At 50.3% G+C, this 23,401-nt stretch carries 19 protein-coding genes; 8 read left to right on the top strand and 11 right to left on the bottom strand.

From position 1 onward, the window contains the following. Positions 1-203: 203 nt before the first annotated feature. The 5 genes from Q1B04_RS00210 (at position 204) to Q1B04_RS00190 (ending at position 8,537) form a co-directional block, all read left to right on the top strand. Positions 204-5,423, top strand: a complete 5,220-nt coding sequence (locus Q1B04_RS00210; RefSeq protein WP_299754184.1) for a PAS domain S-box protein — start codon at positions 204-206, stop codon at positions 5,421-5,423. A 3-nt stretch (positions 5,424-5,426) separates the two neighbouring features. After that, positions 5,427-5,807, top strand: coding sequence for a response regulator (locus Q1B04_RS00205; RefSeq protein ID WP_299754182.1), 381 nt, complete (start codon positions 5,427-5,429; stop codon positions 5,805-5,807). Further along, the gene (locus Q1B04_RS00200) at positions 5,808-6,083 is read left to right on the top strand and encodes a hypothetical protein (RefSeq protein WP_299754180.1); all 276 of its coding nucleotides are present in this window, start codon (positions 5,808-5,810) and stop codon (positions 6,081-6,083) included. Further along, positions 6,080-6,841: an MBL fold metallo-hydrolase gene (locus tag Q1B04_RS00195; RefSeq protein WP_299754178.1), complete on the top strand. Its 762-nt coding sequence runs from the start codon at positions 6,080-6,082 to the stop codon at positions 6,839-6,841. Before Q1B04_RS00200 ends, Q1B04_RS00195 begins: the two co-directional genes overlap by 4 nt. Positions 6,842-7,031: 190 nt before the next feature. Next, positions 7,032-8,537, top strand: a complete 1,506-nt coding sequence (locus Q1B04_RS00190; RefSeq protein WP_299754176.1) for an NFACT RNA binding domain-containing protein — start codon at positions 7,032-7,034, stop codon at positions 8,535-8,537. Between the two features lie 693 nt (positions 8,538-9,230). On the opposite strand, the gene Q1B04_RS00185 is transcribed toward Q1B04_RS00190, so the two are convergent. Beyond that, positions 9,231-9,794 (bottom strand): NUDIX hydrolase, encoded by a 564-nt coding sequence (locus tag Q1B04_RS00185; protein ID WP_299754174.1) that lies wholly within the window; start codon positions 9,792-9,794, stop codon positions 9,231-9,233. 82 nt (positions 9,795-9,876) lie between these two features. Further along, positions 9,877-10,695, bottom strand: coding sequence for a TIGR04290 family methyltransferase (locus Q1B04_RS00180; RefSeq protein WP_299754172.1), 819 nt, complete (start codon positions 10,693-10,695; stop codon positions 9,877-9,879). Positions 10,696-10,713: 18 nt separating this feature from the next. Between Q1B04_RS00180 and Q1B04_RS00175 the strand changes: the two genes are divergently transcribed. After that, positions 10,714-10,845 carry a hypothetical protein gene (locus Q1B04_RS00175; RefSeq protein ID WP_299754170.1) on the top strand — a complete coding sequence of 44 codons (132 nt, stop codon included), beginning with the start codon at positions 10,714-10,716 and terminating at the stop codon, positions 10,843-10,845. Here the strand turns inward: Q1B04_RS00175 and Q1B04_RS00170 are convergent. The 9 genes from Q1B04_RS00170 to Q1B04_RS00130 all read right to left on the bottom strand — a co-directional run bounded on the left by Q1B04_RS00170 (position 10,820) and on the right by Q1B04_RS00130 (position 21,552). Continuing rightward, positions 10,820-11,923 (bottom strand): glycosyltransferase, encoded by a 1,104-nt coding sequence (locus Q1B04_RS00170; protein ID WP_299754168.1) that lies wholly within the window; start codon positions 11,921-11,923, stop codon positions 10,820-10,822. The two genes, Q1B04_RS00175 and Q1B04_RS00170, sit on opposite strands and share 26 nt — an antisense overlap. Next, positions 11,920-13,026 (bottom strand): glycosyltransferase, encoded by a 1,107-nt coding sequence (locus tag Q1B04_RS00165; protein ID WP_299754166.1) that lies wholly within the window; start codon positions 13,024-13,026, stop codon positions 11,920-11,922. Before Q1B04_RS00165 ends, Q1B04_RS00170 begins: the two co-directional genes overlap by 4 nt. Next, positions 13,016-14,158: a glycosyltransferase gene (locus tag Q1B04_RS00160; RefSeq protein WP_299754164.1), complete on the bottom strand. Its 1,143-nt coding sequence runs from the start codon at positions 14,156-14,158 to the stop codon at positions 13,016-13,018. The genes Q1B04_RS00165 and Q1B04_RS00160 overlap by 11 nt, the downstream gene beginning before the upstream one ends. 227 nt (positions 14,159-14,385) lie before the next feature. Beyond that, positions 14,386-15,456, bottom strand: a complete 1,071-nt coding sequence (locus Q1B04_RS00155; protein WP_299754162.1) for a glycosyltransferase — start codon at positions 15,454-15,456, stop codon at positions 14,386-14,388. A 35-nt stretch (positions 15,457-15,491) separates the two neighbouring features. Continuing rightward, positions 15,492-16,541, bottom strand: a complete 1,050-nt coding sequence (locus Q1B04_RS00150) for a Gfo/Idh/MocA family oxidoreductase (RefSeq protein WP_299754160.1) — start codon at positions 16,539-16,541, stop codon at positions 15,492-15,494. A gap of 2 nt (positions 16,542-16,543) precedes the next feature. Then, positions 16,544-17,554 (bottom strand): zinc-binding dehydrogenase, encoded by a 1,011-nt coding sequence (locus tag Q1B04_RS00145; RefSeq protein ID WP_299754158.1) that lies wholly within the window; start codon positions 17,552-17,554, stop codon positions 16,544-16,546. 3 nt (positions 17,555-17,557) lie between these two features. Further along, the gene (locus Q1B04_RS00140) at positions 17,558-19,621 is read right to left on the bottom strand and encodes an SDR family NAD(P)-dependent oxidoreductase (RefSeq protein WP_299754156.1); all 2,064 of its coding nucleotides are present in this window, start codon (positions 19,619-19,621) and stop codon (positions 17,558-17,560) included. A 31-nt stretch (positions 19,622-19,652) separates the two neighbouring features. Then, positions 19,653-20,771, bottom strand: a complete 1,119-nt coding sequence (locus Q1B04_RS00135; protein WP_299754154.1) for an NAD-dependent epimerase/dehydratase family protein — start codon at positions 20,769-20,771, stop codon at positions 19,653-19,655. Positions 20,772-20,847: 76 nt separating this feature from the next. Continuing rightward, a complete protein-coding gene (locus Q1B04_RS00130; RefSeq protein ID WP_299754152.1) occupies positions 20,848-21,552 on the bottom strand; it encodes an SDR family NAD(P)-dependent oxidoreductase in 705 nt (234 codons plus the stop codon). Between the two features lie 492 nt (positions 21,553-22,044). On the opposite strand from Q1B04_RS00130, the gene Q1B04_RS00125 reads away from it, so the two are divergent. After that, entirely contained in the window at positions 22,045-22,638 is a 594-nt protein-coding gene (locus Q1B04_RS00125) for a GNAT family protein (protein ID WP_299754150.1), read from the top strand. A gap of 54 nt (positions 22,639-22,692) precedes the next feature. Next, complete coding sequence (locus tag Q1B04_RS00120; RefSeq protein WP_299754148.1) at positions 22,693-23,295, top strand: phosphoglycerate mutase family protein; 603 nt, start codon at positions 22,693-22,695, stop codon at positions 23,293-23,295. The last annotated feature ends 106 nt before the right edge of the window (positions 23,296-23,401 follow it).

Here is a 23,401-nt window from a genome sequence, read left to right as displayed (position 1 = left end):
ACTACTGCTCCGCATATTACGGCAAAATAGTTGGCGTAGCGTATAACACAATGCACAATCCTGAGCTTAAATTGGTTATACTTAGGTTGTACGATAGCCTGCAAAGCAATTTTTTGCTAAATTATCGCTTTATTAAGAAATTAGCATAACATGCGGATCCGCTCTTTGCAAACCGCATACTTTTATACTTATAGGATACCATCATGCCTCATACTCAATATCGGCAACCTGACGAGAAAACAGTACAATCTGCCTCTGGCTTACTGCAGGTGCTGGTGCAACTTGCAAAGCCTGACCACGGTGTGGTTGTGGCCTTGCCAAACGGATTGGTGTTAGCCGCCAATGCGCAGACCAGCAACTATAAAACCTCAGATTCCGATTTTAGTACTACCCGCAGCCTGCGTAGCCTCTTGGGTGTCTCTCAGGATAAATTCACTGCCCTGATGTTAAAGCTACAGCAAAAGCGAAAACTCACTGGGCTTGTGGATGTGGATGAGGATGAGCACTGCAGCTCTTATAGCTATAGTTGCCGCATGGTGCACTATCAGGATGAAACCCTGGTGTGCGTAGAGCTGGCAAACGTGGGGCAAACCACCGCATTGCTACCTTACGACGGCGACAGCTACCACGATGTGTTCGAGGAAAACTCGGAGCCAATGTTTCTGCTCGATTGTGACGGCTTGTTTATAGACATTAACCAGTCCGCCCTCAAGCTGGTGAGGCAAACAAAAGAGCAGCTGGCCGGCAGGTCTATTTTCAGGGCTTTTAAGCTTAACCTCTTTGAGCGGGTAGCTTTAAAAGGGCAGCTGAAGAAGGCGCTGCAGGAAAGCAAACAAAAATTTGAATGGTGGCTGCACGAAGAAAACCACGAACTGCTGCCCGTTGAGATTACGCTGCAGAAAGGAAAATTCAAGTCAGAAGAAATTCTCTATGGCTCGGTAAAAAACCTGAACGAGTTGATCGAGACCGAGCAGGATGTACGTTTCCGAAACCACCAGCTGGAGTTTGTAAATCAGCTTATCACCAACCTTTCGTCTTCCGACAGCCAGAACGATATTCTGCACAACACGCTGGACGAGCTTTTGGAGAAAAGCGATGTAAAAGGCGGCTGTGTTTATACTTTACACTCTCTTGATAACCTGGCCAAGCTGTCTTACTCTGCCGGGGAAGTCGGCGCACCGATGCTGCCGGATGAGCTGAGCCTGGACCCCATACACCTGCAGCACCTGCACACTGAAAACAAGCGCCATGCCGTGGCTAGCCTGCAAAAGCAGCTGCAAAAACAACTGCTCCGGTCGCTCACCATCGTCCCTATCACCACAAATAAAAAAATACTGGCACTCATTCTGATCTGGCCAAACAGCGAACCCCGCATGACACAGTCATTCATATCGCTGCTTGACTTTATCGGCACTGCCATTGGTAATTACATAGACCGCCACCGGCTGCAGCAGCAGCTCATGAATACTGAAGACAAGTATAAACTGCTGTTTGAGGCTTCTTATGACGCCATACTTTTGTTTAAAGATGGCGTCATAATAGAGTGCAACGACAAGGCCATTGAATTTTTCCGCTGTACCCGCGAGGATCTGATCGGTAAATCGCCGATAGACTACTCCCCAGAGTTTCAGCCGGACGGAGAGCGTTCAGTGGACAAGACAGAACGCATCATGCGCGAAGTGCTGGAAACAGGCCGATCGGTTACGTTTGAATGGAAAAACATACGTAAGGATGGCACCCCGTTTGATGCCGAGCTCACAGTAAACTTGCTTACACTGGATGGAGAGAAATACATTCAGGTATTTAAGCGTGATATCACCCAGCGCAAACTCGCACAAAAAACAAGACGGCGCGAGGAGGTGCTCCATGAGTCCATGAACCAGTTCCGCACCTTCCTGGACAAAGTAAACCTGATTTACTACAGCCTCGACACGGAAGGAAAGATTGCCTTTGCCAACGACTATTTCTTGAAGTATGTAGAATACACGGAAGAAGAGCTGATCGGGCAGAGCTTTCATGACCTACTTGTACCCAAGCAGGAGCGCGCGCAGCGTCTGCAGGATTTTAAAAAATCTTTAGAGCTAAAGCAGCTTAGCTCATACTATGAGCGCGACGTGGTTACAAAGTCAGGGCAGCTGAAAACCATCCGCTGGAACTCCATGTTCGAGTATAACTCTGAGGGCCTTGTAACCGGCGTCACCAGCGTAGGCAAAGACATGACGGACAAGCGCATCGCCATGGAGGCCCTGAAGGACAACAAGATACGCCTGCAGGACCTCTTCGACAATGCACACGACCTTATCCAGAATATCTCGGTTGATAACAAGTTCATCTTCGTAAACAAAGCCTGGAAAGACCGCCTCGGTTACACGGACCAGGATATTGAGTCGCTGACACTGAATGATATTGTGCACCCTTATTACAAGGCCAAGCTGATTTACCAGCTGCGCAACCTGTACAAGGGCGAGAATGTGAACAAGATCGAAACGGTGTTCCTGACTAAAGCCGGCAAGCCGGTGCACCTGATCGGAAGTATAACCTGCAGCTGGCAAGACGGCCGGCCTGTGGCTACCCGCGCCATTCTGCACGACATCACGGACCGTATAAAAGCGGAGCGGCTTCAGAAAGTATACTATAGCATCGCCAACCTAGCCATCAGCAGCAAAGACCTTAACTCGCTTTACTCGGCCATTCACCGCGAGCTGAGCAAGATTATAGAGACACGCAACATCTTTATTGCCCTGTGCGATAATGAGCGTAACTACCTGAACTTTGTGTACCTGGTAGATCAGTTTGTAGATAAATCCGCTAAGCCACAGGTAAAGCGCCCCTTCTCAATGGGCTTGTCTGAGTATATTATAGAAACAGGTAAGCCGCTGTACATGCAGAAGCAGGAACTGCTTGAGCTATCTAACCGCGAGAACCTGAGTATACACGGAGCTATACCGGAAGTTATACTTTGCTCACCGTTAGCCATCGGCGACCGCATTATCGGAGTTATCACCCTGCAGGATTACCAGAACCCAGAAGCCTACGTCAGCACTGATATTGAGATTCTGCACTTTATATCGAACCAGGTAGCACTGGCCATTGAGCGTAAGCGGAATGAGGAGCAGATAAACACCCAGAACGCGCGCCTTAACGCGATTTTTGAGTCGGGTACGCATCACATGTGGTCGCTTAACCGCAACTATGAGCTTACCTCTTTTAACCGGAATTTTGCCCAGGCTTTTGAGGACCGTAGCGGTAACCCTCTAAAGCAGCACATGCACATGAACGACGAGTCCATGATTCATGAAAGCAGCTATGCCTTTTGGGAGGACAAGTATAAACAAGCCTTTGCGGGGCATCCGCAGCACTTCGAAATCCACCTGAACTACCCTGAAAGCTGGCGCGAAGTGTACCTGAACCCGATTTACCTGGTAGACGGCACCTTTGATGAAATATCTGGTATAGCCCTGGATATAACAGACAAAAAAAGGTCTCAGCTGGCATTGGCCGAAAACGAGGAGAAATTCAGAAACATTTTCGAATCGTTTCAGGACGTGTATTACCGCACTAACCTTAATGGTATTCTGCTTATTGTCAGCCCTTCCATTACGCAGTTGCTTGGGTACGAGGAGCAGGAAGTGTTGGGCAGCAATGCTGCAAGATTTTATACTGTACCGGAATATCAGAAACAAATCAGAGACCTGGTGCTGGAGGTGCAGAGCGTGCGCGACATTGAAGTGGAGATGGTCTGCAAAGACAGAAGCCATAAAACCGTTATACTCGATGCCAGGTTAGTGTACAACGACCAAGGAGAGCCGGTGGCGCTGGAGGGCGTAGCCCGAGACGTTTCAGAACTCAAGCGTACGCAAGTGGCTTTGCTGAGCGCAAAAGAGGAAGCAGAAACGCTACTGAAGGTGAAAACTCAGTTTCTGGCTAACATGAGTCATGAGCTGCGCACGCCTATGAACGGCATTATCGGTATGATAGACCTGATGAGCCAGATAAACACTGATCCAGAGCAGAGCGAGTATATCGATACGCTACGCAAATCTTCGGATGCGCTACTGGCCATACTTAACGATATTCTGGACCTGAGCAAAATACAGGCTGGCAAGCTGGTAATACACGAAAGCGGCGTAGACCTGCACGAGACCTTAATCAAAATACACTCGCTGTTTGCTAACCGGGCGCAGCAAAAAGACCTCAACTTTACCTATACCATAGAGCCGGATGTGCCGCGCCACGTCGTAACCGACGAAACAAGGCTGCTGCAGGTGCTATCAAACCTCACCTCCAACGCCATCAAGTTTACCAATGCCGGCGATGTAAGTATAAATGTTGCCGCCAACCAGCTTACCAGGGATTATTACAGGCTACAAGTACGGGTAAAAGACTCCGGAATCGGTATCTCTCAGGAAGACCAGCAGCTACTGTTCACCGATTTTACGCAGCTCGACAACTCCTCCACGAAAACCTTTGGCGGCACAGGTCTTGGGCTGGCCATATCCAAGCAGCTCTCTCAACTGCTGGGCGGCGATATCGGTGTAGAGTCAAAGCCGGGCGAGGGCAGCGTGTTCTGGTTTACCATTAAAGTGCGTGTAGCTACAGCCACGGAGGTGGAGGAGCAGAAGCAGCGCCAGCAGCAGCCAAAAGAATTGGGCACACTGCAGTTTACACCGCACGTGCTGTTGGTAGACGATAACCAGATAAACCAGAAAGTTGCGCAGAAGCAGTTGGAGCGCCTGGGCTGCATTACCGATATTGCCTCGAACGGCTACGAAGCCATTGACCACGCCATCCACAACAAGTATGACATTATATTTATGGATATCCAGATGCCGGAGATGGACGGCGTTACGGCTACAAAACATATTAAGGAGAAACTAGGCACCGCCTGCCCTCCTATCGTTGCCATGACAGCCTACTCCATGAAGGATGACGCTGAAAAGTTCATGAACCAGGGTATGGACGACTATGTGTCGAAACCTGTGAAGAGCTCTGACCTGCATACCATGATATCTAAGTGGGAAAAAAACTCCTGGAAACCGGCCGGAGATGAGGCTGTGGCCGAAGCCGAACCGGAGACGCAGGATCCAATTATAGATTTAAACGTGGTGGCGCAGCTAAAGGAGATAGGTGGAGAGGATTTTATCAAGCAATTATATACAGAGTTTGAGGAAGAGGCCGCTGGATTGATTGAGGAAGCCAAAAAAGAACTTGATGTACAACATTACAAAGGTATTTTAAGTACATTGCATCAACTTAAAGGAACCGGCTTCACGCTGGGCATTAATCCGCTGGCAGAACTTGCCAAAGTTCTAGAACACGACATTAAAAATGATAATCTGGAGCAGGTTGAGCAAAACTTCTCCAGGTTACAGACGCAGTACGAAAACTATAAAAAAACTTACAAGGACATATTATTCAGTTAGACAATGGCAGAAAGCAAGACTATTTTGATCGCTGAGGATAGCTCCGTTATCCTGAACCTAACTAAGAAGATCCTGGAACTGCAGAACTACAAGATTCTGACAGCCAAGAACGGAGGCGAGGTTCTTAAGCAGGTAGAGGCCGGCAAGATCGATGCGATCCTGATGGACCTGAACATCCCCGTGAAAAACGGCATGGACTGCACCAAGGAGATACGTGCTAGCAAAGACCCTGAGATTGCTAACATTCCGATTATTGCGGTAACCGGCAATGCCAACAACTACAGCATGGATGATTTTAAAGCCGTAGGCATTAACGATTACCTGCCTAAGCCGCTGGATTTTGACATGCTGGTTGAAACAGTAAAAAAGTATACTATAAAGTAAATGCAGCTTAAGTACACGCGGCCATTTTTAAACAAGCTGGAGGATATTTTTGCAGAGTCGGATTTTGTGCTGCGCTACGAAAAAGGAAATTTTAAAGCCGGCTACTGCTTGCTAAAAGATATGAAAGTGGCTGTTGTAAATAAATACTACAGCCTTGAAGGTAAAATTAACTGCCTTTACGATATCCTTCGCACCATTTCTGTGGATGAAAGCCGCCTGAGCGATAAGACCAGGCAGCTTTACCTGGAAATCCGAAACGAAGTTAACGCCAATTGAAAGTAACATTATTAGGCACGGGCACCTCGCAGGGCGTACCAGTTATTGGGTGCTCCTGCGAGGTTTGCCGTTCTGTAGACTACCGTGATCAGCGCCTGCGCGTATCGGTGCACCTGCAGGTCGATGGCAAAAGCATTATCATCGACTCGGGGCCTGATTTCCGGCAGCAGGTGCTGCGGGAGCGCATCAAAAACCTTGATGCCCTGGTGTTTACGCACGAGCATAAAGACCACACTGCTGGTTTAGATGATATCCGCGCCTATAATTTCTCACAGCACAAAGACATGCCCTTATACGCTGAGGAACGTGTGCTGGAGCAGCTGAAACGGGAATTTGCCTACATTTTTGCTGATTTCAAGTATCCCGGCATACCGCAGGTGGAGCTGCACACCATTACCGAAGAGCCTTTTGAGGTAGTGGGCGTACCTTTTACCCCGATCAGGGTGATGCACTACAAACTGCCCGTGCTCGGCTTCCGCATCGGCGACTTCACTTACATTACAGATGCCAATTATATCTCGGAAGAGGAAAAGGAGAAAGTGCGCGGCTCTAAGATTATCGTGCTAAACGCACTGCGGCACGAGCACCACATCTCGCATTTCTCTCTGAAAGAGGCTGTTGCACTGCTAGAGGACCTGCAGCCGGAACAGGCATACCTGACCCACATCAGTCATTTAATGGGCCTGCACCGTGAAGTAGAGCTGCAGCTACCCGATTTTATCCGGCTTGGCTACGACGGCCTGCAGCTTGAAGTATAACCGGCAGCACGACGCACGTATCAGACATCCATACTTTATAATTTTGATTTGATAATGATCGTGCTGCTTGATACGTATGTCATGAAACGTCCTATATCTTTCGTTATCTAGTCTATCATCCCAAAAAATGCATCTTAACTACTACTTTTTACGGCAACTGTCTCAGGCACTCAAGCTTAAACTGGTAGGTATGCAGGTAGTTACGGGTTTCAGCCAAAATAAAGATGAGCTGGTGATTGGCTTCGCCCGTGATACAGAAGAGCTGTACATACGAGCACAACTGGGCTCTCAGTTTACTTCACTCTCCTTCCCCACTGAGTTTAGAAGGGCCCGCGCCAACAGCGTAGAACTGATGCAGGAGCTGCAGGGGCAGACGGTGGAGGATGTGGTGCAGCACCAAAACGAGCGCAGCTTCTATTTTATACTTTCCGGAGGTTACCTGCTGCTCTTTAAGCTTTTCGGCAACCGCTCTAATATTATACTTTTCAAGGATAACGAGGCGCTAGAACTGTTCCAGAACAAATTCTCTGCTGATGCCGAACTGAGCCCGCTACAAATGGACCGCCCGCTGCTGCAGAACTTCTCCGCTTTTGAGACTGCCAGCGGCAACCTGCGCAAAATTTATCCTACTTTCGGGGAGGTACCAGTTTTATACTTAGAAGAACGCGGTTATAGCCAGGCTGCGTTGGAAGAGAAGTGGGAGCTGGTGCAAAGTATGCTGGATGTACTTGAATCACCTGAATTATACTACATTATCCGTTTAAAGGGTAAGCTACGCCTCTCGCTCCTGCCACTCGGCGAGGTGCTTTATACGTATGCGGGCCCTATGGAGGCTGCCGATCACTTTACCCGCCTATACTTATCTGAGACTGGTTTTGAGCGCCAGTATGAGCAGGCAAAACAGCAGCTGGAGCGCAAGCGTCATGTTACCAAAACGGTAATGGACCAAAGCGAACAGAAGCTGCAGGAGCTGCGCCACGACCGTTCATACTCCCAAACCGCTGATGTGATTATGGCTAATCTCACCAATATACCGCCACGCAGCACCGAGGTTGAGCTATATGATTTTTACACGGATCAGACCCGAACCTATAAGCTGAAGCAGAACGAAACGCCGCAGAAGTTTGCTGAGCGACTTTACCGCAAGGCCAAAAACCAGCACGTGGAGGTAAAGCAGCTGGAGGAGAAAGTAGAGCGTAAGCTGGAGGAACTCATTGTTCTGGAAGATGCGCTGCAAAACCTGGCCGATGTGGAGAACTACAAACAAATGAAAGCTTACCTGCGGGAGTATAACCACCTGCTCGGCAGCAAGCAGCAAGAACAGGTGCAGATTCCGTTTAGGGTTTTTGAGAGTGAGGGATTTAAGATTCTGGTCGGTAAAAACTCTCAGAACAACGATGAGCTTACGCAGCGCCATACTTATAAAGAAGATATGTGGCTACACGCCAAAGATGTGTCGGGCTCGCATGTGGTGATTAAATACCAGGCTGGTAAAAGTATACCCAATACTGTGCTGGAGAAAGCGGCGCAGCTGGCGGCCTACTACAGCAAGCGCAAAACTGACTCGCTGTGCCCGGTTATCTACACGCCTAAAAAATGGGTGCGTAAGCCCAAAGGCTCCCCTGCCGGTTCTGTTGTGGTGGAGCGGGAGAAGGTGCTGCTAGTAAAGCCGGAGAATCCGTTTGCAAAAGTATAGCGCGGATAGGTATTTGTAGCTTTTCGTTTTTTCTGGCGCGAGTTTGCAACTCGTGTCTTAAAATGATGTTGAGTTTGCAACTCAACTGGCTTGAAAAACCATACTTGCAGTAGCCTTACTTTTAAAGCTGCTCCCATCGCTTGAGCGCTTTATACCTTCTTAGCTGTCGCTTATCACGAATTGAAACAAGCTATACTTCCTAGCTGCTGCTGATCCACGGCTTTATAACCTGCTTGTTTCATCTTATACTTTGGCTCCCTCCAGGCGGGGGTAGGGGCCCTCTTTAAGGGAGGCCTCGTCTTCCCGCATCGCGCTGGGACTTTTTCCTGCCGGGGGTAGGGGCCCTCTTTTCGTGCCTCGGGCTGCCTCACTGCGTTCGTCACCGGAAAAACTCCATAGGCGCTCTTTGTCGAGGGCCCCTACCCCCACGGAAAGACTGGGATCAGATTCGATAGCCACCGCTAGCGGAGCTTCTACAGAATTCCCCGCCTTAGACTAGTGAGAACGAGAGTTCGAAACTAGCGAGCGTAGCTCTGAGGGGTTAGGGGTGGTTGGATGATGCAGCTGACGGAGCGAGATCCAAGTTCCCCTTTGAAGGGGGCAGGGGGATTATCCTGAATAGCCGTAGCAATGAAATTTATACTTCTTCTGAAATAGGTGTTACAAAATTCCCCTACTTATTCTCAAAGAAGACTACACCCCCAATTTCCGCAAAGCAAGCAGGCAGAGGGCTATGGAGCCGGATACGTTTACTTGTCCGCTTAGCACCAGCTGCTCCACTTCTGCTAATGGCACTTCCAGCACTTCGATGTGCTCGCTTACATCCAGGTCTTGTTCGGCTATTTTATGTGCGTTTCGGGCCAGGAAGTAGTAGATCTTATTTGTGTCTTTTGTGGGGTTGTCGATTACCTCCAGCAGTGGCTCCATGTGCTCTGAAGTATAACCAGTCTCCTCTAGCAGCTCGCGGCGGGCGGCTTCCAGCGGTTTAGCTTCGTGGTCATCAATTACGCCGCCGGGCAGTTCTATAAAAATACCCCTGCCCGCATGCTTGTACTGGCGCACAAAAAGAACATGGTCATCTTCTGTTACCGGAAAAACCAGCACCACATTCGGGCGCACGCTTACATAGTAATCATCCATCACATGGCCGTTCGGAAGCTCCACTTCATCACGGCGCAACTTGTACCATTTTTCATCCACTACCATGTCAGATTTCAGAATCTTCCAGGGCTGTGGGGTATTGTTGTTTTCAGACATACTTGCAAGTTATACTTAATCAGCTTAAAAAAGCCACTCCATTAGGTAGGTGGGTAACGTAAATGTTCAGAATCACGTTCTACTACTCCTCCTTGTGCTCCCGCACCATATAATCGTTTTTACCCTCTACTTTGCGCTGCACAGCTTCCTGCCAGTCTTGCCCGGTGGCAGAGAGGTACTCTGATTCGTTCCATTGCTGCGCCTGCTTTAGCTCTTGATCTGCTTCAAGGATGTAGAGTTCGTGCCCCGGACGCTCTTTCACCCGCAAACCGCAGGAACGCATCATTGCCTCGATGGCAGCATGGTTTGGCGCCCACCAGTTGGTGATGTCTCCGGCCATACGTTTCTCGATGAAAGCCATTTTGGGCCAGCTGTCTTTCAGCATGCGCTTGCGGTCGTTTATGCCAAAGTCCTCGGGTGTGTCTGCTGCTTCATTTCCGGGCATAGTCAGGGTTTGGAATACCATTTGCCCACGGCACTTTTTTGAAAGAATATCTAATGAGAGCAGCGGGTAGCGCAGGTGGTAAAGCACGCCCATGTACCAGATCAGGTCAAATTCACGGTCGAGGCGAGCCACATCGTATACCTGCATTTGCTGCAGTTCGATTTTATCTTCTAAGCCATACTGTTTTGCCGCCCACTCCGCCTGGCGCAGGTAGTGCGGGTCTACATCTATGCCAAGCACATTTGCCCCGCGTTTAGCCAACTCTATACTATAAAAGCCGGCGTTGCAGCCAATGTCCAGCACCTCCCAGCCTGTCAGGTCAGCAGGAATACAAGGCTCTATCTCCAGCCATTTAAAGTTAGGGAAATCGCCCAGAAAATGATTTGGTGCCGTTTGATCTCCGTTTGGCAGGTGCAGGTTGTGGAACCAGGGTGCAAGCGCTTCTATCTCAGTCATAAATATTGTACTTGTTGTATGAGGAAACGTACGCAGGTGCTGCAGCTATTGATACACAAAAGCAAAGCTGCCGCCCCAGGTATAAACCCAAGGCGGCAGCTTTTATACTTTAAACTGAGCGGAATTATACTTCTTGGCCAATTTGCGTAGTTGCAAACGGGTTCTCCAGGCTCATCAGTTCTTCCACGTAGCTGATCAGTTCCTGCGCCCTATGGGCGGCTGTGTGGTTTGCCATCACTTTTCTGCGGGCTCGCTCGGCAATCAGTTTGCGTTCTGAGCGGCAAATCTCACGCAGGTACTTAATGGTATCTTTAGAGTTTTTGGCTATCAGAATTTCCTTCTCCGGCTCAAAAATCGTTTCCAGCCCTTCCCAATAATCTGAGATAATTGGTGTGCAGCACGCCGCTGCCTCAAAAAGGCGTACGCTTGGCGCATAGCCCGCCTTCACCATATCTGCGCGGGTAATGTTCATGGTGAAGCGCTGCGTGTTATAAAATTCACGATGCTCGGCTGGTGGCAGGTGCTGGATGTGCTGTACGTTTCTCGGCCACTTTATACTTGCCGGGTACTGCGGACCGGCCACTACAAATCTTCCGTCGGCCCATTGGCGGGCAGGTTCCAGCATCAGATTGTCCAGCGGCGGTTGGCGGTCATCGGAGTAAGTGCCTAGGTAACCTAAGTCCCACTTGCACTCCATCATTTCCGGGTAGTATAAATCAGGATCGAAGGAACAGTAAAGTGCGCGGGCCATTGGCGAGCCATACTTCTGCTCCAACAGGTCTAGCGTCGGTCCTCCGGTAAAAGATAAGTATAAATCATACTTCGGGATGAGGTCAGGGTGCAGGTACTCATAATCCTCACGCTCCAGTTTGGCCAGTGTTACGGGTGTATCAATGTCGTAGAAAGCTTTAATGCCATGAGCGGTTTTTATGACCCACTCCCCTACCTGCACACCTTCCGGCACATAGGAGCCCACTATCACGATGTCTGCCTCGCGTATATCTTCTGTAAAGCGGGCTTTAAGGTCGTCCAGCGATTTATACAGCTCTGTCTGGCAGTAATCAGGCTTGGCTAAATCGCGGTTGCCGGCATACCAGGGTACATCCCGCTCTAAAAATGTGACGTAGTGGCCTTGTTTATTTAGCTCTCTTACCAATCCTCTGAAGGTGGTGGCGTGGCCGTTGCCCCAGCTTGAGGTGATGGATAAGCCCAGAATTACGATATTCATGCCAATGCTTTGTTTGATAGTTTAACTTTTGCGTACAGCAGTTTTTCCAGTTGCTCGGCGCGGTGATGGTATGTATGCGCTGCAAGTACTTTCTTATACGCAGCTTCTCCGATTGCTTTTGCTTTTTCCGGAGATAAATCAGCCATAATTTCGGCTACTTCTGCTCCGTCTTTTGCTACCAATATTTCTGTACCGGGCTCAAAGAAGAAATCTATCCCCTCCCAATAATCGGTAATAATGCAGGCACCTGCTCCGGCAGCTTCAAAAACGCGCGTGGCCGGCGAAAAACCGTAACGTGCCATACTTTCGCGGCTGATGTTGAGCACGGCTTTGGGAGTGCAGTTAAAGGCATTGTGGTCTTTGGTGTAGACATGGCCAACGTAGTGCACATTGTCTGTCATCTGCTTATCGCCCCAGCCGCTGCCGCCTATTATAAACTTCTTATTCAGTTCAAGCGCCGCCGGCTTCAGGAAAAACTCATCTACGCGGACCTCCCGGTCGGGCAGGCGGTTTCCCAGAAATGCTAGGTCGCAGGCAAAGCGCGGGTCAGGTTCCACTGGGAAGTGCGTGGCAGTATCCAAGGCATTATAGATGGGCACGCAATTTTTAGCGCCTAGCGCCTCGTATGCATTCATTACCGGATTGCCGCCACCGTAGGTCAGCACCATGTCGTACTGCGGAATCAGCTGCAGGAACTGGTCATTTGGGTTGTTGTGCACACGGTCTAAGGTAGCAGGGGCATCCACATCCCAGAACACCACCAGGCGCTCGTCGGTCTGCAGCTTCAGCACCTCGAGTTCCAACAGCTCATCAAACACGCCCACACCGCTTGCTTTTACTACCATATCGGCTGCGGCGGCATCTTCCAAGCAGTTTTGCACCGCCTCTTCCGTAGCCTCGTACACCACCACTTTCGCCCAGTCCGGGTCTTCCATATCGCGGTTCTGCTGGCGGTCGTAAGCATCGGGTTCGTAGAAGGTGATGTGGTGGCCACGCTCGCTCAAGGCTCTTACGATACCTCTGTAGTAAGTGGCGGCACCGTTCCAGTAGGCAGAAACAAGGCTAGAGCCGAAGAAAGCAATCTTCAGTTTATTATTCTTCATGCAGGATGTTCTCTTTTGCGTTGAGGTAAATTTTTGATTCGGCTATACCCAGCTCCTCACATACTTTCTCCAGCTCGTTTACACGGTGGGCACAGGTATGGCGGCTGCGGATGGTCTCTAAACCACGTGCGGCTACTGCCTTGGCTTTGTCAGTTTGGTTGAGGATGGTTTGCAGGTGTTGCTTCATCTCCTCTCCGTTGCGGGCCACCAGAAAATCTTCTCCCGGCGAGAACAGGTTCTCGGCATCGTTCCAGGGCGAGGAGATAAGCGGAATTCCGCAAGCCATTGCCTCAAACGGACGAATGGTAGGAATACCCGGCAGCGCCTCCACATAAGGTCGGCGCGGCACGTGCACCGTAACTTTATACTTGGCAAACTCCTCAGCAGCCTTGTAATTGGGCAGCCAGCCGCCATATTCGATGCCGGCATCTGCCAGCGCTTTTCTAGCATGCTCCGGATACCGGACACCGTAGATTTTAGCTTTCAGGCCCAGCTCTTTTACCGGGTTAATCAGGAACTCATGCAGTTCAGCGGTGCGCTCCTCATCGCCCCAGTTGCCAATCCAAATCAGGTCACCGTCAAAAGCAGTGCGCTCATGCGGGTAAAAAACGGATGTGTCGGCGGCTTCGTGCCAGGTCCAGGCTTGTTTGGTCCAGCCTTCTTGCAAGTATAAGTCACGGATTTTCTGACCGAAAGCCAGTACGCCGTCGTAATGCGACAAATCATACTTGGCCATACTTTCACGCTCTGTTACGGCCCGGTGGTGCGTATCGTGGAACAGGAGTTTATACTTGCCTCGGTTGGCGCGATGCTCCCCGATACGCTTTACCAGCTCATGCTCGCTCCATTCGTGCACCAGCACCAGGTCCGTGTCTGCGAGCACTTCATCCAGATTTATACTTTCTAAAGTATAAAAGTTTGTGCTGATGCCCGGATAGTATTCCTGTAACTCGTTCAGCTTGTCTTTGCCGTACCCCTCGATCAGGTTCTGCAGGCTCCAGCCGTTTTCGGGTTCATATACCTTCACCTGGTGCCCCCGCTCCTCCAGCTCCCGCACAATGCCCCGCAGAAAATGCGCGTTGCCGTGGTTCCAGTCAGAAAGTATGGAGTGGTAAAAAAGGGTGATGTTCATGTGGTTGTTAGTTCTGAGTTGATAGAGTTGCGCGAGTTTATAGCCTCTGCCGTTGTATGCCTATAACCAACAAACGCTGCAAAATTTAATTGTAGCTGCTTCTTCTTACAGCCATGCAAGTTGTTGGTGAAAACACGCAACAATGCCGGAAATGCTGATTGCTGAATGTTAAGCTGTTTCATCGTTCTATCAGGAGAACAACCAGCAACTAACAATCAGCAATCAAACTAAACTGTGACCGGCTGCTTTAGCAACTGCCGGTAAACGTGGTCATAGTCCTGGCCCATTGGGTCGGCGGTGTAGCCATGAGAGCGTTTTACGGCACGGCAGGCCATAATATTGCGGCCAAACTCATCCTCGATAAGATGATTGATCGTATCGCGCAGCTCATCAGCATCATTTGGGTTTACGTACTTGGCGGCATTACCCCAAATTTCGGCCTGGCTGTCTGTTTTGCCCACAACCAGTGCGCAACCCGACATAGCCGCTTCCAAAACCGTTAAACCGAATGGCTCATACTTGGCTGGCAAGGCATAGATAGATGCCCTGGACAACCAGTCTGATACTTCCTTTTCAGTAAGCTGGCCCAGGAAATGCACATTTTCCAGCTGCACCTCCTTGCCGGTGGCAGGGTGCCGGGCATCGCCGGCGATGTAGACAGGCCACTGCAGATCGGAGGCAATGTGCGCAAGCGTTGATATGTTTTTGGCTTCATCCCATACGCGGCCCATGCTAAACACAAAAGGCTCTTTTTTACCAAACTGGAATGTGTGCTGCCCACGGCCATTGTATATAACCGAGCTGTTCTGGAACGGGCCGTACAGCGCCTCTGCCTGGTGCAGCATGGCTTGTGTGGGAGCGATAACCATGCTTGCGTTTTGCAGCCCTCTGGTTACCATGTCTCTGTACTTGTCCCATTCCTTAGGAGCGTCCTCATCTTTCACGGCTTTCCACCAAGACATAACGCAAGAGTGTACCACCACCACAGTAGGCACCCCGAAATCCAGGGCGCCGTGCACCATGCTGTTCAGATGCACCAGGTCGGGCTGTACCTCGTCTTTAAGCTTCAGCAGCCACTGTCCGGCCTGCTTTACATCCTCCCACGGGTTCTCCATCCACTCCAGTTTATACTCACTTTCGTAAAGGGTCAGGTTGTCGATGTCGCTGGCCTGCCTCCGCTGCTCCTCAGAAAGTGGCCCGCCCATGGTGGCCAGTGCCACCTGCGTTTTAAAAGGTGCCAGTCCTCTGATCAGCTCCAACGCGTACGTCCAGACACCGCCAACGGTATCTGCAGTCATCAAAATCTTTGAGGGATGATGTGCTTCCATAATTCTTATCTTCCGTAAATTTTATCTAATACCTCTGCTACTTTCACAAACTCTTCGGCCTCTTCGCTAAAGCCTTCTCCGTTGGCCACGCGCTCTGCCCAGGCCACACCGGCACGTCCCATCCAATCGTCGGGAGGGGTGCAAAGCTGCTCGGTTTTGGTGCCGTAGTAGCGTTCTGCCACAAAGTCGTAAAAAGATCCGTTTATGTTTTTGAAGGCAATACCACCGTTTATGCCGTAGAAAGTGGCGCTGATAATAGCCTCCTGACCGGCTGGCAGATTCCAGGAGCAGCTTAACTGCATGTGGGTATTGCCCTCCAGCTCAATATTGGCCGATGCATAGTCCTCTACCTTGCCCTCAGCCATACTTATAGGTTTACCTTTAGCGTAAAGGTGGCTTTGTACTTTCTTTACTTTCGGAAAATTCATACTCCACAGCGCAAGGTCTACCAGGTGCACGCCCAGGTCTATTACGCAGCCGCCACCCGATAGCTTTGGCTCATAAAACCAGGCTTTGTCTGGGCCATAGGCATTGTGGAACACCAGCTCAATGGCGTAAATCTGCCCTAACTCCCCGCTCTGCACTACCTTATATACTTCCTTCATGGCTTTGGTGTAGCGGTACGACAGGTCTACTCCCAAAAGTTTGTTGTTATTGCGGGCGGCCTCTACCACACGCTTTGTCTCCTCCACGTTTCGGCCCAAAGGCTTTTGGCAAAATACTGTTTTGCCAGCCTCTAGTGCCAGCGAACTCTGTTCGGCATGAAAAGCGCTTGGCGTAGCGATCACTATACCGTCTACTCCGGGCTGGTGCAGCATTGCCTCCAGCGAAGAAACCTGCTTTGCTTCGGGAGCGCTTTTTAAGGCTTCTTCAGCGTTTTGTATTGCTGTATCAGAAATGTAAACAACCTCTGCGGCCTTATGCTTTGCAATTACCTCCATCCGGTTGCGGCCGATCCATCCCACACCCAAAAAGCCAAGTTTAGGTTTTGCACCGGAGGATTTAGAAGAAGATGCTGAAAAAGCTTCCGCTTTGTCAAGTATAGTTTCCGTCATATTCAGAAGGTTATCAGGGCTTTCACAAAACCGTCGGGGCGGTTTGTAAGGTTATCAAATGCATTAGCAATGTTATCTAAAGTATAGCTGTGCGTGTAGAGCTTATCGGGGTTCATGCTGCCATTCTCTACAGCCTCTACTGCGGCTTTTATACCATTCATGTATTCTTTTGGATCGCGCTCATGCGCATTGATGACATCTAGGCCACGCCAGTTCCAAAGTTGGATATTTACCTGACGCATCCCGTCCTGATGGAAGCCGGCAATGATCAGCCTACCGCGCTCTGCAGTTAGTTCGCCTGCCAGGTTGAGCGGCCACTCCTTTCCGGTGCACTCTATTACGCGCTCACAGAAGTTTCCGTTTGTTAGTTCCTTAACTTTTTCTATAATTTTATAATGATCATCCATTTTAATGATCTCATCTGCGCCGCACTCTTTCGCCACCTCCAAAGAGAACTCCCGCTGCGATACGGCAATAACCTTGGCACCAGCATGTTTAGCTAGCTGCACCAGCAGCGCCCCCAGGAAACCGATGCCCAGTATGGCCACTGTCTGCCCCGCCTGTATGTCGCTTCTCTTAAAGATATTCATGGCGCAGCCCAGTGGCTCCCCCGGAAACGGCTTACCCGCAAGGCTCTCCGGCAGCTTTACCACCTTGTCGGCATCAGCTAAATCATATTCCGCATAAGCGTTGTAAGACAGGGCAGCCACCCGATCACCGATTTGCAATTCTGCCACACCCTCACCCAGCGCATCAACTATTCCCCAGCCCTCATGGCCCGGGTTCCCGGCTTCGACGGGGTAGTTAAACCATTCGCGCCCTTCCCATACAGGAATGTTGGAGGCGCAAAGGCCGCAGCCCTGCAGCCGGATGCGCACCTGCCCGGCTTTTGGCTCGGGCAAGGTGGCTTGCTGTACAGTTATACTTTTAGGTGCCGATATGACGGCTGCTTTCATGGTTGCGGCCTGGGTGTTGGCTACGGTTTGCTTGTCTTTTGTAAGCGTGTCTTGCATGGCTTAGGCTACTGCTGCTTTTTTAATAGGTTCTTCTTCTTTTTCTAACACTGATGACAGCGACATAGGCACTTTAAAACCCCGGTTCAGGCACAGCCACTGGTACAGCTTGGCTACGCCTTCCTGCACATTGTGTTGCGGGTACCAGCCGGTGGCCTCCTGAAATTTGCGCGTGTCTGATACATAATAGTGCTGGTCGCCTGGGCGCCAGTCGCCGAAATGGAGCGGAATTTCCTTGCCTTTATACTTGCTGATGGTTTTGAGCAGCTCCAGCAGGCTTACAGTGTTTTCAGGGCCGCCGCCAATGTTAAAGGCTTGTCCGGTTATCTGCTCCATATGCTCTTGCGCCAGCAGAAAAGCATCCACCAGGTCTTCCACAAAAAGCACATCGCGCACCTGCTTGCCGTCGCCGTAAATGTTTACAGGATTATCTTCTATGGCTTTGATGGCAAAGTGCGCCACCCACCCCTGGTCCTCGTTGCCGTACTGGTGCGGGCCGTAGATACAGCTCATCCGGAACACCGTCATCGGCAGGTTATAGGTACGGGCGTAGTCAATCACATATTGGTCGGCGGCGCCTTTGGAGCAGCCGTAAGGACTGTGGAAATCAAGGTGGCGCTTTTCAGAAATGCCATACTTCTTGATGCGCTCATCTGCAGGATAATAGCGCGAACCGTTCGAGATAAACTCCATGTCCTCGAGGCCACCGTATACTTTGTTAGTAGACGTGAACACCAGCGGCGGCGGGTTGTCCTGCTCCCGGATCGCCTCCAGCAGGTTAATGATGCCACGGGCGTTTATCTCAAAATCGTTGATAGGAAGATGTAGAGAGGTTGTTACAGCCACCTGCGCCGCAAAGTGGAAAACCTGCTCTGAGTGTTTCATTACTTTGCGCACCGCCTGCAGGTCACGGATGTCACCTACGTATACTTCCAGCTTGTCGCCGTAGGTGTCGTGCAGCCACTGCAGGTTCTGCTCCACCCCGTCCCGGCTCAGGCTATCGAACACCAGTACGCGCTTGCCCTGCTCCAGCAGGCGCTTGGCCAGGTTGGTGCCTACAAAACCCGCTCCGCCTGTAATTAAAGTATAAGGTTCCGTGCTGTCGTTCAGGGAACGCTTCACATATTCCAGTTCACTCAGCTTCTCGATGCCGTGGCGGGCCCAGAGCCTGTACAGCAGCTTACTGGTGCCGTCGCTTCGTTTCAACCCAAAATAGTATTCCCGGTCATCCAGGTGAAAACCGCCGACAGTCGGCAGGTTTGTATCCAGGTCTTTTACAGCGTACCAATACACACGAGTGGCATCGGCCAGCAGTACTTTTTTAAACTCCTCCAGCTGCTTAAACTCATCGTGCTGCCAGGTAGAAAAGCCTACCTCGGTTATCCATAGCTCGGCATTGCAGTTGTTGCGCTCCATTACTTTGCGTACCGCCTGTGTGTTATCTTCCCAACCGTCCCACATCTGGTCGAACACATACGGGAAACCGTGTATACCCACGGCATCGATGTACTGCATCACCCCACGGTCATACATTGTCTGCAGCCAGTTCGGGTCGATGGGGCTCATGCCGCCGAGCAGCGTTTTCTTGCCTAGCTGTTTGCACCAGTAGGCTGCGCCGCCTATCATTTCTGCAAACTTGTGCCAGCCGTAGTCTTGAGTAAAGTCATACTCAATCATGTTGTTCGGCTCGTTCCACAGCTCCACCCACTCAAAATGCTCCCCGTGCTTGGCAATGAAAACATCCAGAAAATCGGCATAAGCCTTTCTGTCTTTAGGCGGGGAAGAGGTGCGCGGCTTTTCGCCTATACTTGGTGGCGTGTACAAAAAGCAAGGAAGTATGTTTACCTCTTTGGCCAGTGTAGGTATCAGCCAATCGTACCAGTCTTGGCCGCCGGGTGTATAGTAATCTGCCCACGATACGCCGGTGCGCAGCTCGGTTACGCGCAGTTCCTTCAGGCTTGCCAGTGTTTCCTGCACATGCTCATACTCTCCGGGTCTGAACCATTCCACCAGGCCCACCACCGGCATAGCAGGTGTGTTGCTTGTAGTTTGTTTATCTGTTATCATCTTGATGTCGAATTCTTTAATTGATCGGGAGCTATACTGTTAGGCCGCGGGCGGCTAGTTCGGCGCTTGCCTCGTTTACACGGTCGTAGGCGATCTGCCCTTCCAGCCAGTTGGCCAGTTCCTCCAGGCCGGCGTTAAACTCTACCTGCGGGTAAAAACCTAACACCTCTTTCGCCAGCGATATATCAGCATAGCAGTGGCGGATATCCCCAACTCTATACTTACCTGTTATCTCCGGCTTCAGCTCGGTTTTGCCCATCACGGTGGCCAAACGTTCGCCAATCTCACGGATGGTATAATTGTTGCCGCTGCCTACGTTAAATACTTTGCCTGTGGCTTCGTCTTTCTCCATGGCCAGACGGCAGGCCAATGCCACATCGCGCACATGCACAAAATCACGTTGCTGATATCCGTCCTCAAAAATCATTGGGGAGTTATTATTGAGTAACCGGGATGCGAAAATGGCCAGTACCCCCGTGTAAGGATTGGAAAGCGCCTGGCGCGTACCGTACACATTAAAGAAGCGCATGGCTACCGTTGGGATATTATAGGCGCGGCCTACCATCAGGCAAAGGCGCTCCTGGTCATACTTGCTAAGCGCGTAAACCGACGAAAGCGATGGTGTTTTGGCCTCAGGGGTAGGGATTGGCTGCAGCTGCTCGCCCTGCTCACTGTACAGTTCCCAGTCGGCGGCTTTAAGCTGCTCCAGTGGGCGCTCCTGCGCTGTGGTTATCTCTCCGGCAGCGTTTTTATACATGCCTTCGCCGTAGATGCTCATGCTGCTGGCCACCACCAGTTTCTTTACCGGGTTTTTAATCAGGGCTTCCAGCAGTACAGTAGTGCCTATGTTATTTACATCTGTGTACTCCCTAAGCTCATACATGCTCTGCCCCACGCCCACCATGGCCGCGAAATGAAACACATAATCCACACCCTCCAGCGCACGGGCCACATCCTCGGGGTTGCGCACGTCGCCTACCATTAACTCCACATCCCCGTGCAGATACTCCGGCCGTTTGCAATCTTTGCCATGCACCTGCTCACTCAGGTTGTCCAGCGCTCTTACGTCATAGCCCTGCTGCAGCAGCTCATCTGCCAGGTGAGAACCTATAAACCCGGCTCCTCCGGTTATCAGTACTTTGTTTTTCATAGTTGAGGGTTGCTAATTGTTTAGAATGTATATAATTAATGGTGCTTCGTTATTGGCGATTACTGTTCGGCGGGCACTAGAAAACCTGTGCTGTGGGCCTAAGTGTTATGTGATTGATGGAAACTCCCGGCGGCTGCCGAAGGGCATACAATACGGCGTCGGCTACCTGGCTGGCAGATAATGCCCCGTAGCCAATGCTTTCCACTGACTGGTAGGCAGAGAGGGTGTTTTCGAAAAAGGATGTATCTGTTACGCCAGGGGCTATAGCAGTTACGCGAATAGTTGGCAGCACTTCCTGCCGCAGCGTTTCAGCTATTGTTTGGAGGGCGCTTTTAGTGGCCGCGTAAACACCTCCATAGGGGTACGCCTGCCCCGCCGCTACAGACGTTACCAATACTACATCACCGTGGCCGGCCTCTACCATACCAGGCACAAAGGCCCTGATCATGCGCAGGGTGCCCATCAGGTTTGTGTTGATGACGTGCTGCCACTTAGCAGGGTCTCCTTCCGTAAGTTTTTCATGTATACCTTGTCCGGCGCTGCAAACAAGTATATCGGGTGTGCCTAGCTGCTGCTGTACCTGGCTAAAGAGATTATCTATGGCTGTGGCATCAGTCACGTCGCAGGTGTAGGGGAGGGCGTTGTGGGGTGCTTGCTCAGGAAAGTGCAGGTCTGCAATGGCAGTGGTTATCTGGTTTTGTGTCAGCTGCTCCGCAATGGCTCTGCCTATGCCTGCCCCACCTCCACTTACTACCGCTTTTTTACCTCTCAAATGCTGCACGTTGTTGGCTAAAGTTTGCTTTCCTGCTATAAAAAATAGACTCTAAATAAACTGTTAGCTACAACGTAGCAGAGTTAAACAGGGTTGTAGATGCTGCCTAAGGACTATATAAAATCAATTTAATTATTGTTTAAACTTATATTATCAAGCCTACACCTCAATAAAATCCTAGAAAAAATCGGGTGTGCGCTGCACAAGGCAGCGCCTCAGACATGATTGTAATTTTGGCTGTGGTATAAAATGTATGATGACTTATAAAGGAGGTACTTAAACTATGGAAGAGAAAACTATAGCTGCCCTAGTTGAATGTAGAAAGCGTTTTTATAACAAGTTTCTCTTTAAGTCTGGCTCTGCTTACTTCATCATACATTGTATACCATCACCGTAATTTTATATTAAAGCTTGCCTCCTCTCCAAACTTTTCACACTGCTCATTTAGCTGAAATTAAGTATGATTTCTCTTAACTTACCGGCATAAATTGGATGCCTCTAATGGACTTTAAATACGAAATTATACTTGAGGATAGCCGTGTGCTGCTACGCCGTTACCAGCCTTTGGATCTTGACAACTTGCCAGGCATAGTGTACGATGAGGAGATATGGCGCTTTATGCCCACCCGAATCAGTGATGCGCAGGAGCTACAGAACTGGGCGCAGACAGTGGAGACAGGATTTGCCTCCGGCACCCGCTACACTTTTATGATTGTGGATAAGGCGACCGGGCAGTTGGCCGGCAGCACGAGCTATGGCAACATCTCATTACCGGACAAGCGCCTGGAGATTGGGTGGACCTGGTTGAGCAAAGCGTTTCGAGGCTCAGGCATTAACCGGCACTGTAAGTTTTTACTGCTGCAGCATGCTTTTGAGATGCTGCGAATGGAGCGAGTGGAGTTAAAAACAGATGTCTTAAACCAGCGCTCACGCCGCGCTATGCTCAAAATTGGCGCCACAGAAGAGGGCGTTCTGCGCAGCCACACACAGATGCACGACGGCCGCCGCCGCGACACCATCTATTATAGCATCCTGAAACCTGAGTGGCCAGCAGTCAAAGCTTCCGCTTTTGCCGATTTCCTGGTAAAGAATTAGGCAACCGCAGCAGCCTTTTGGAGGTAAAGTATATCACTACCAAAATTGCCATACTTGAACCCTGCTGAAAGCACGCACCGCATTTTCCTTATCCGCCACGCAAAACCTAAGGTAGCGCGCAATGGATTATTTGATGTGAAGGCCGCCCGCCAATACATAGTTGATTATGATACTGCCCAGGTTGAAAAGTTTGTACTGCAGCACGAGGCTATTCCTCACAAGCAGATAAAGCAAGTATACTGCAGCACACTTGTGCGTTCGCAGCTCACAGCCCGTGCTATTTTTGGGGAGGAGGTTGAACTAAAGATAGATCATACCTTTCGGGAATTTGAGCGTCGGATTATTTCGCTGCCGTGGCTACGCCTGCCCATCAGGTTTTGGCTGCTGAGTGCCCGTCTGCTTTGGTTTCTGGGTTTTAACAGCCGTGATATAGAGACTTTCCGCCAAGCCCGAGCACGCGCCAAGCAGGCGGCAGAGCTGCTTGAGCAGGATGCCCGGCAAAACAAAACCACTATACTGGTAGCGCATGGCCTGTTAAACAGCTTTATCCGCCGCGAGTTAAAGCGCCTGGGCTGGCAGGCAAGTATAAAAGGCGGAAATAGCTTTCTGGCGGTACACATGATGGAGAAGGCAGAACTCAACAAGAACGTTGTCTAACTGCCTATAATTAAGAATACAAGCCTGTACCCTACTTTTTTTCAGTTGTACATTTGGTTTGCAGGTTGCTTTCGCAACCCCAGGCTCATGTTAAAACATCATTTAT

Source organism: uncultured Pontibacter sp. (genome assembly GCF_947495565.1).
Classification (GTDB): Bacteria; Bacteroidota; Bacteroidia; order Cytophagales; family Hymenobacteraceae; genus Pontibacter.
This window is presented reverse-complemented; position numbering and strand designations above follow the sequence as displayed.

Coding starts and splice junctions, on each gene's coding strand:
- Q1B04_RS00140 (WP_299754156.1), bottom strand. CDS start 19,621: ATGATAACAGATAAACAAACTACAAGCAACACACCTGCTATGCCGGTG.
- Q1B04_RS00160 (WP_299754164.1), bottom strand. CDS start 14,158: ATGAACATCACCCTTTTTTACCACTCCATACTTTCTGACTGGAACCAC.
- Q1B04_RS00170 (WP_299754168.1), bottom strand. CDS start 11,923: ATGAATATCGTAATTCTGGGCTTATCCATCACCTCAAGCTGGGGCAAC.
- Q1B04_RS00155 (WP_299754162.1), bottom strand. CDS start 15,456: ATGACTGCAGATACCGTTGGCGGTGTCTGGACGTACGCGTTGGAGCTG.
- Q1B04_RS00210 (WP_299754184.1), top strand. CDS start 204: ATGCCTCATACTCAATATCGGCAACCTGACGAGAAAACAGTACAATCT.
- Q1B04_RS00180 (WP_299754172.1), bottom strand. CDS start 10,695: ATGACTGAGATAGAAGCGCTTGCACCCTGGTTCCACAACCTGCACCTG.
- Q1B04_RS00125 (WP_299754150.1), top strand. CDS start 22,045: ATGGACTTTAAATACGAAATTATACTTGAGGATAGCCGTGTGCTGCTA.
- Q1B04_RS00205 (WP_299754182.1), top strand. CDS start 5,427: ATGGCAGAAAGCAAGACTATTTTGATCGCTGAGGATAGCTCCGTTATC.
- Q1B04_RS00190 (WP_299754176.1), top strand. CDS start 7,032: ATGCAGGTAGTTACGGGTTTCAGCCAAAATAAAGATGAGCTGGTGATT.
- Q1B04_RS00200 (WP_299754180.1), top strand. CDS start 5,808: ATGCAGCTTAAGTACACGCGGCCATTTTTAAACAAGCTGGAGGATATT.
- Q1B04_RS00175 (WP_299754170.1), top strand. CDS start 10,714: ATGAGGAAACGTACGCAGGTGCTGCAGCTATTGATACACAAAAGCAAA.
- Q1B04_RS00135 (WP_299754154.1), bottom strand. CDS start 20,771: ATGAAAAACAAAGTACTGATAACCGGAGGAGCCGGGTTTATAGGTTCT.
- Q1B04_RS00145 (WP_299754158.1), bottom strand. CDS start 17,554: ATGCAAGACACGCTTACAAAAGACAAGCAAACCGTAGCCAACACCCAG.
- Q1B04_RS00165 (WP_299754166.1), bottom strand. CDS start 13,026: ATGAAGAATAATAAACTGAAGATTGCTTTCTTCGGCTCTAGCCTTGTT.
- Q1B04_RS00185 (WP_299754174.1), bottom strand. CDS start 9,794: ATGTCTGAAAACAACAATACCCCACAGCCCTGGAAGATTCTGAAATCT.
- Q1B04_RS00150 (WP_299754160.1), bottom strand. CDS start 16,541: ATGACGGAAACTATACTTGACAAAGCGGAAGCTTTTTCAGCATCTTCT.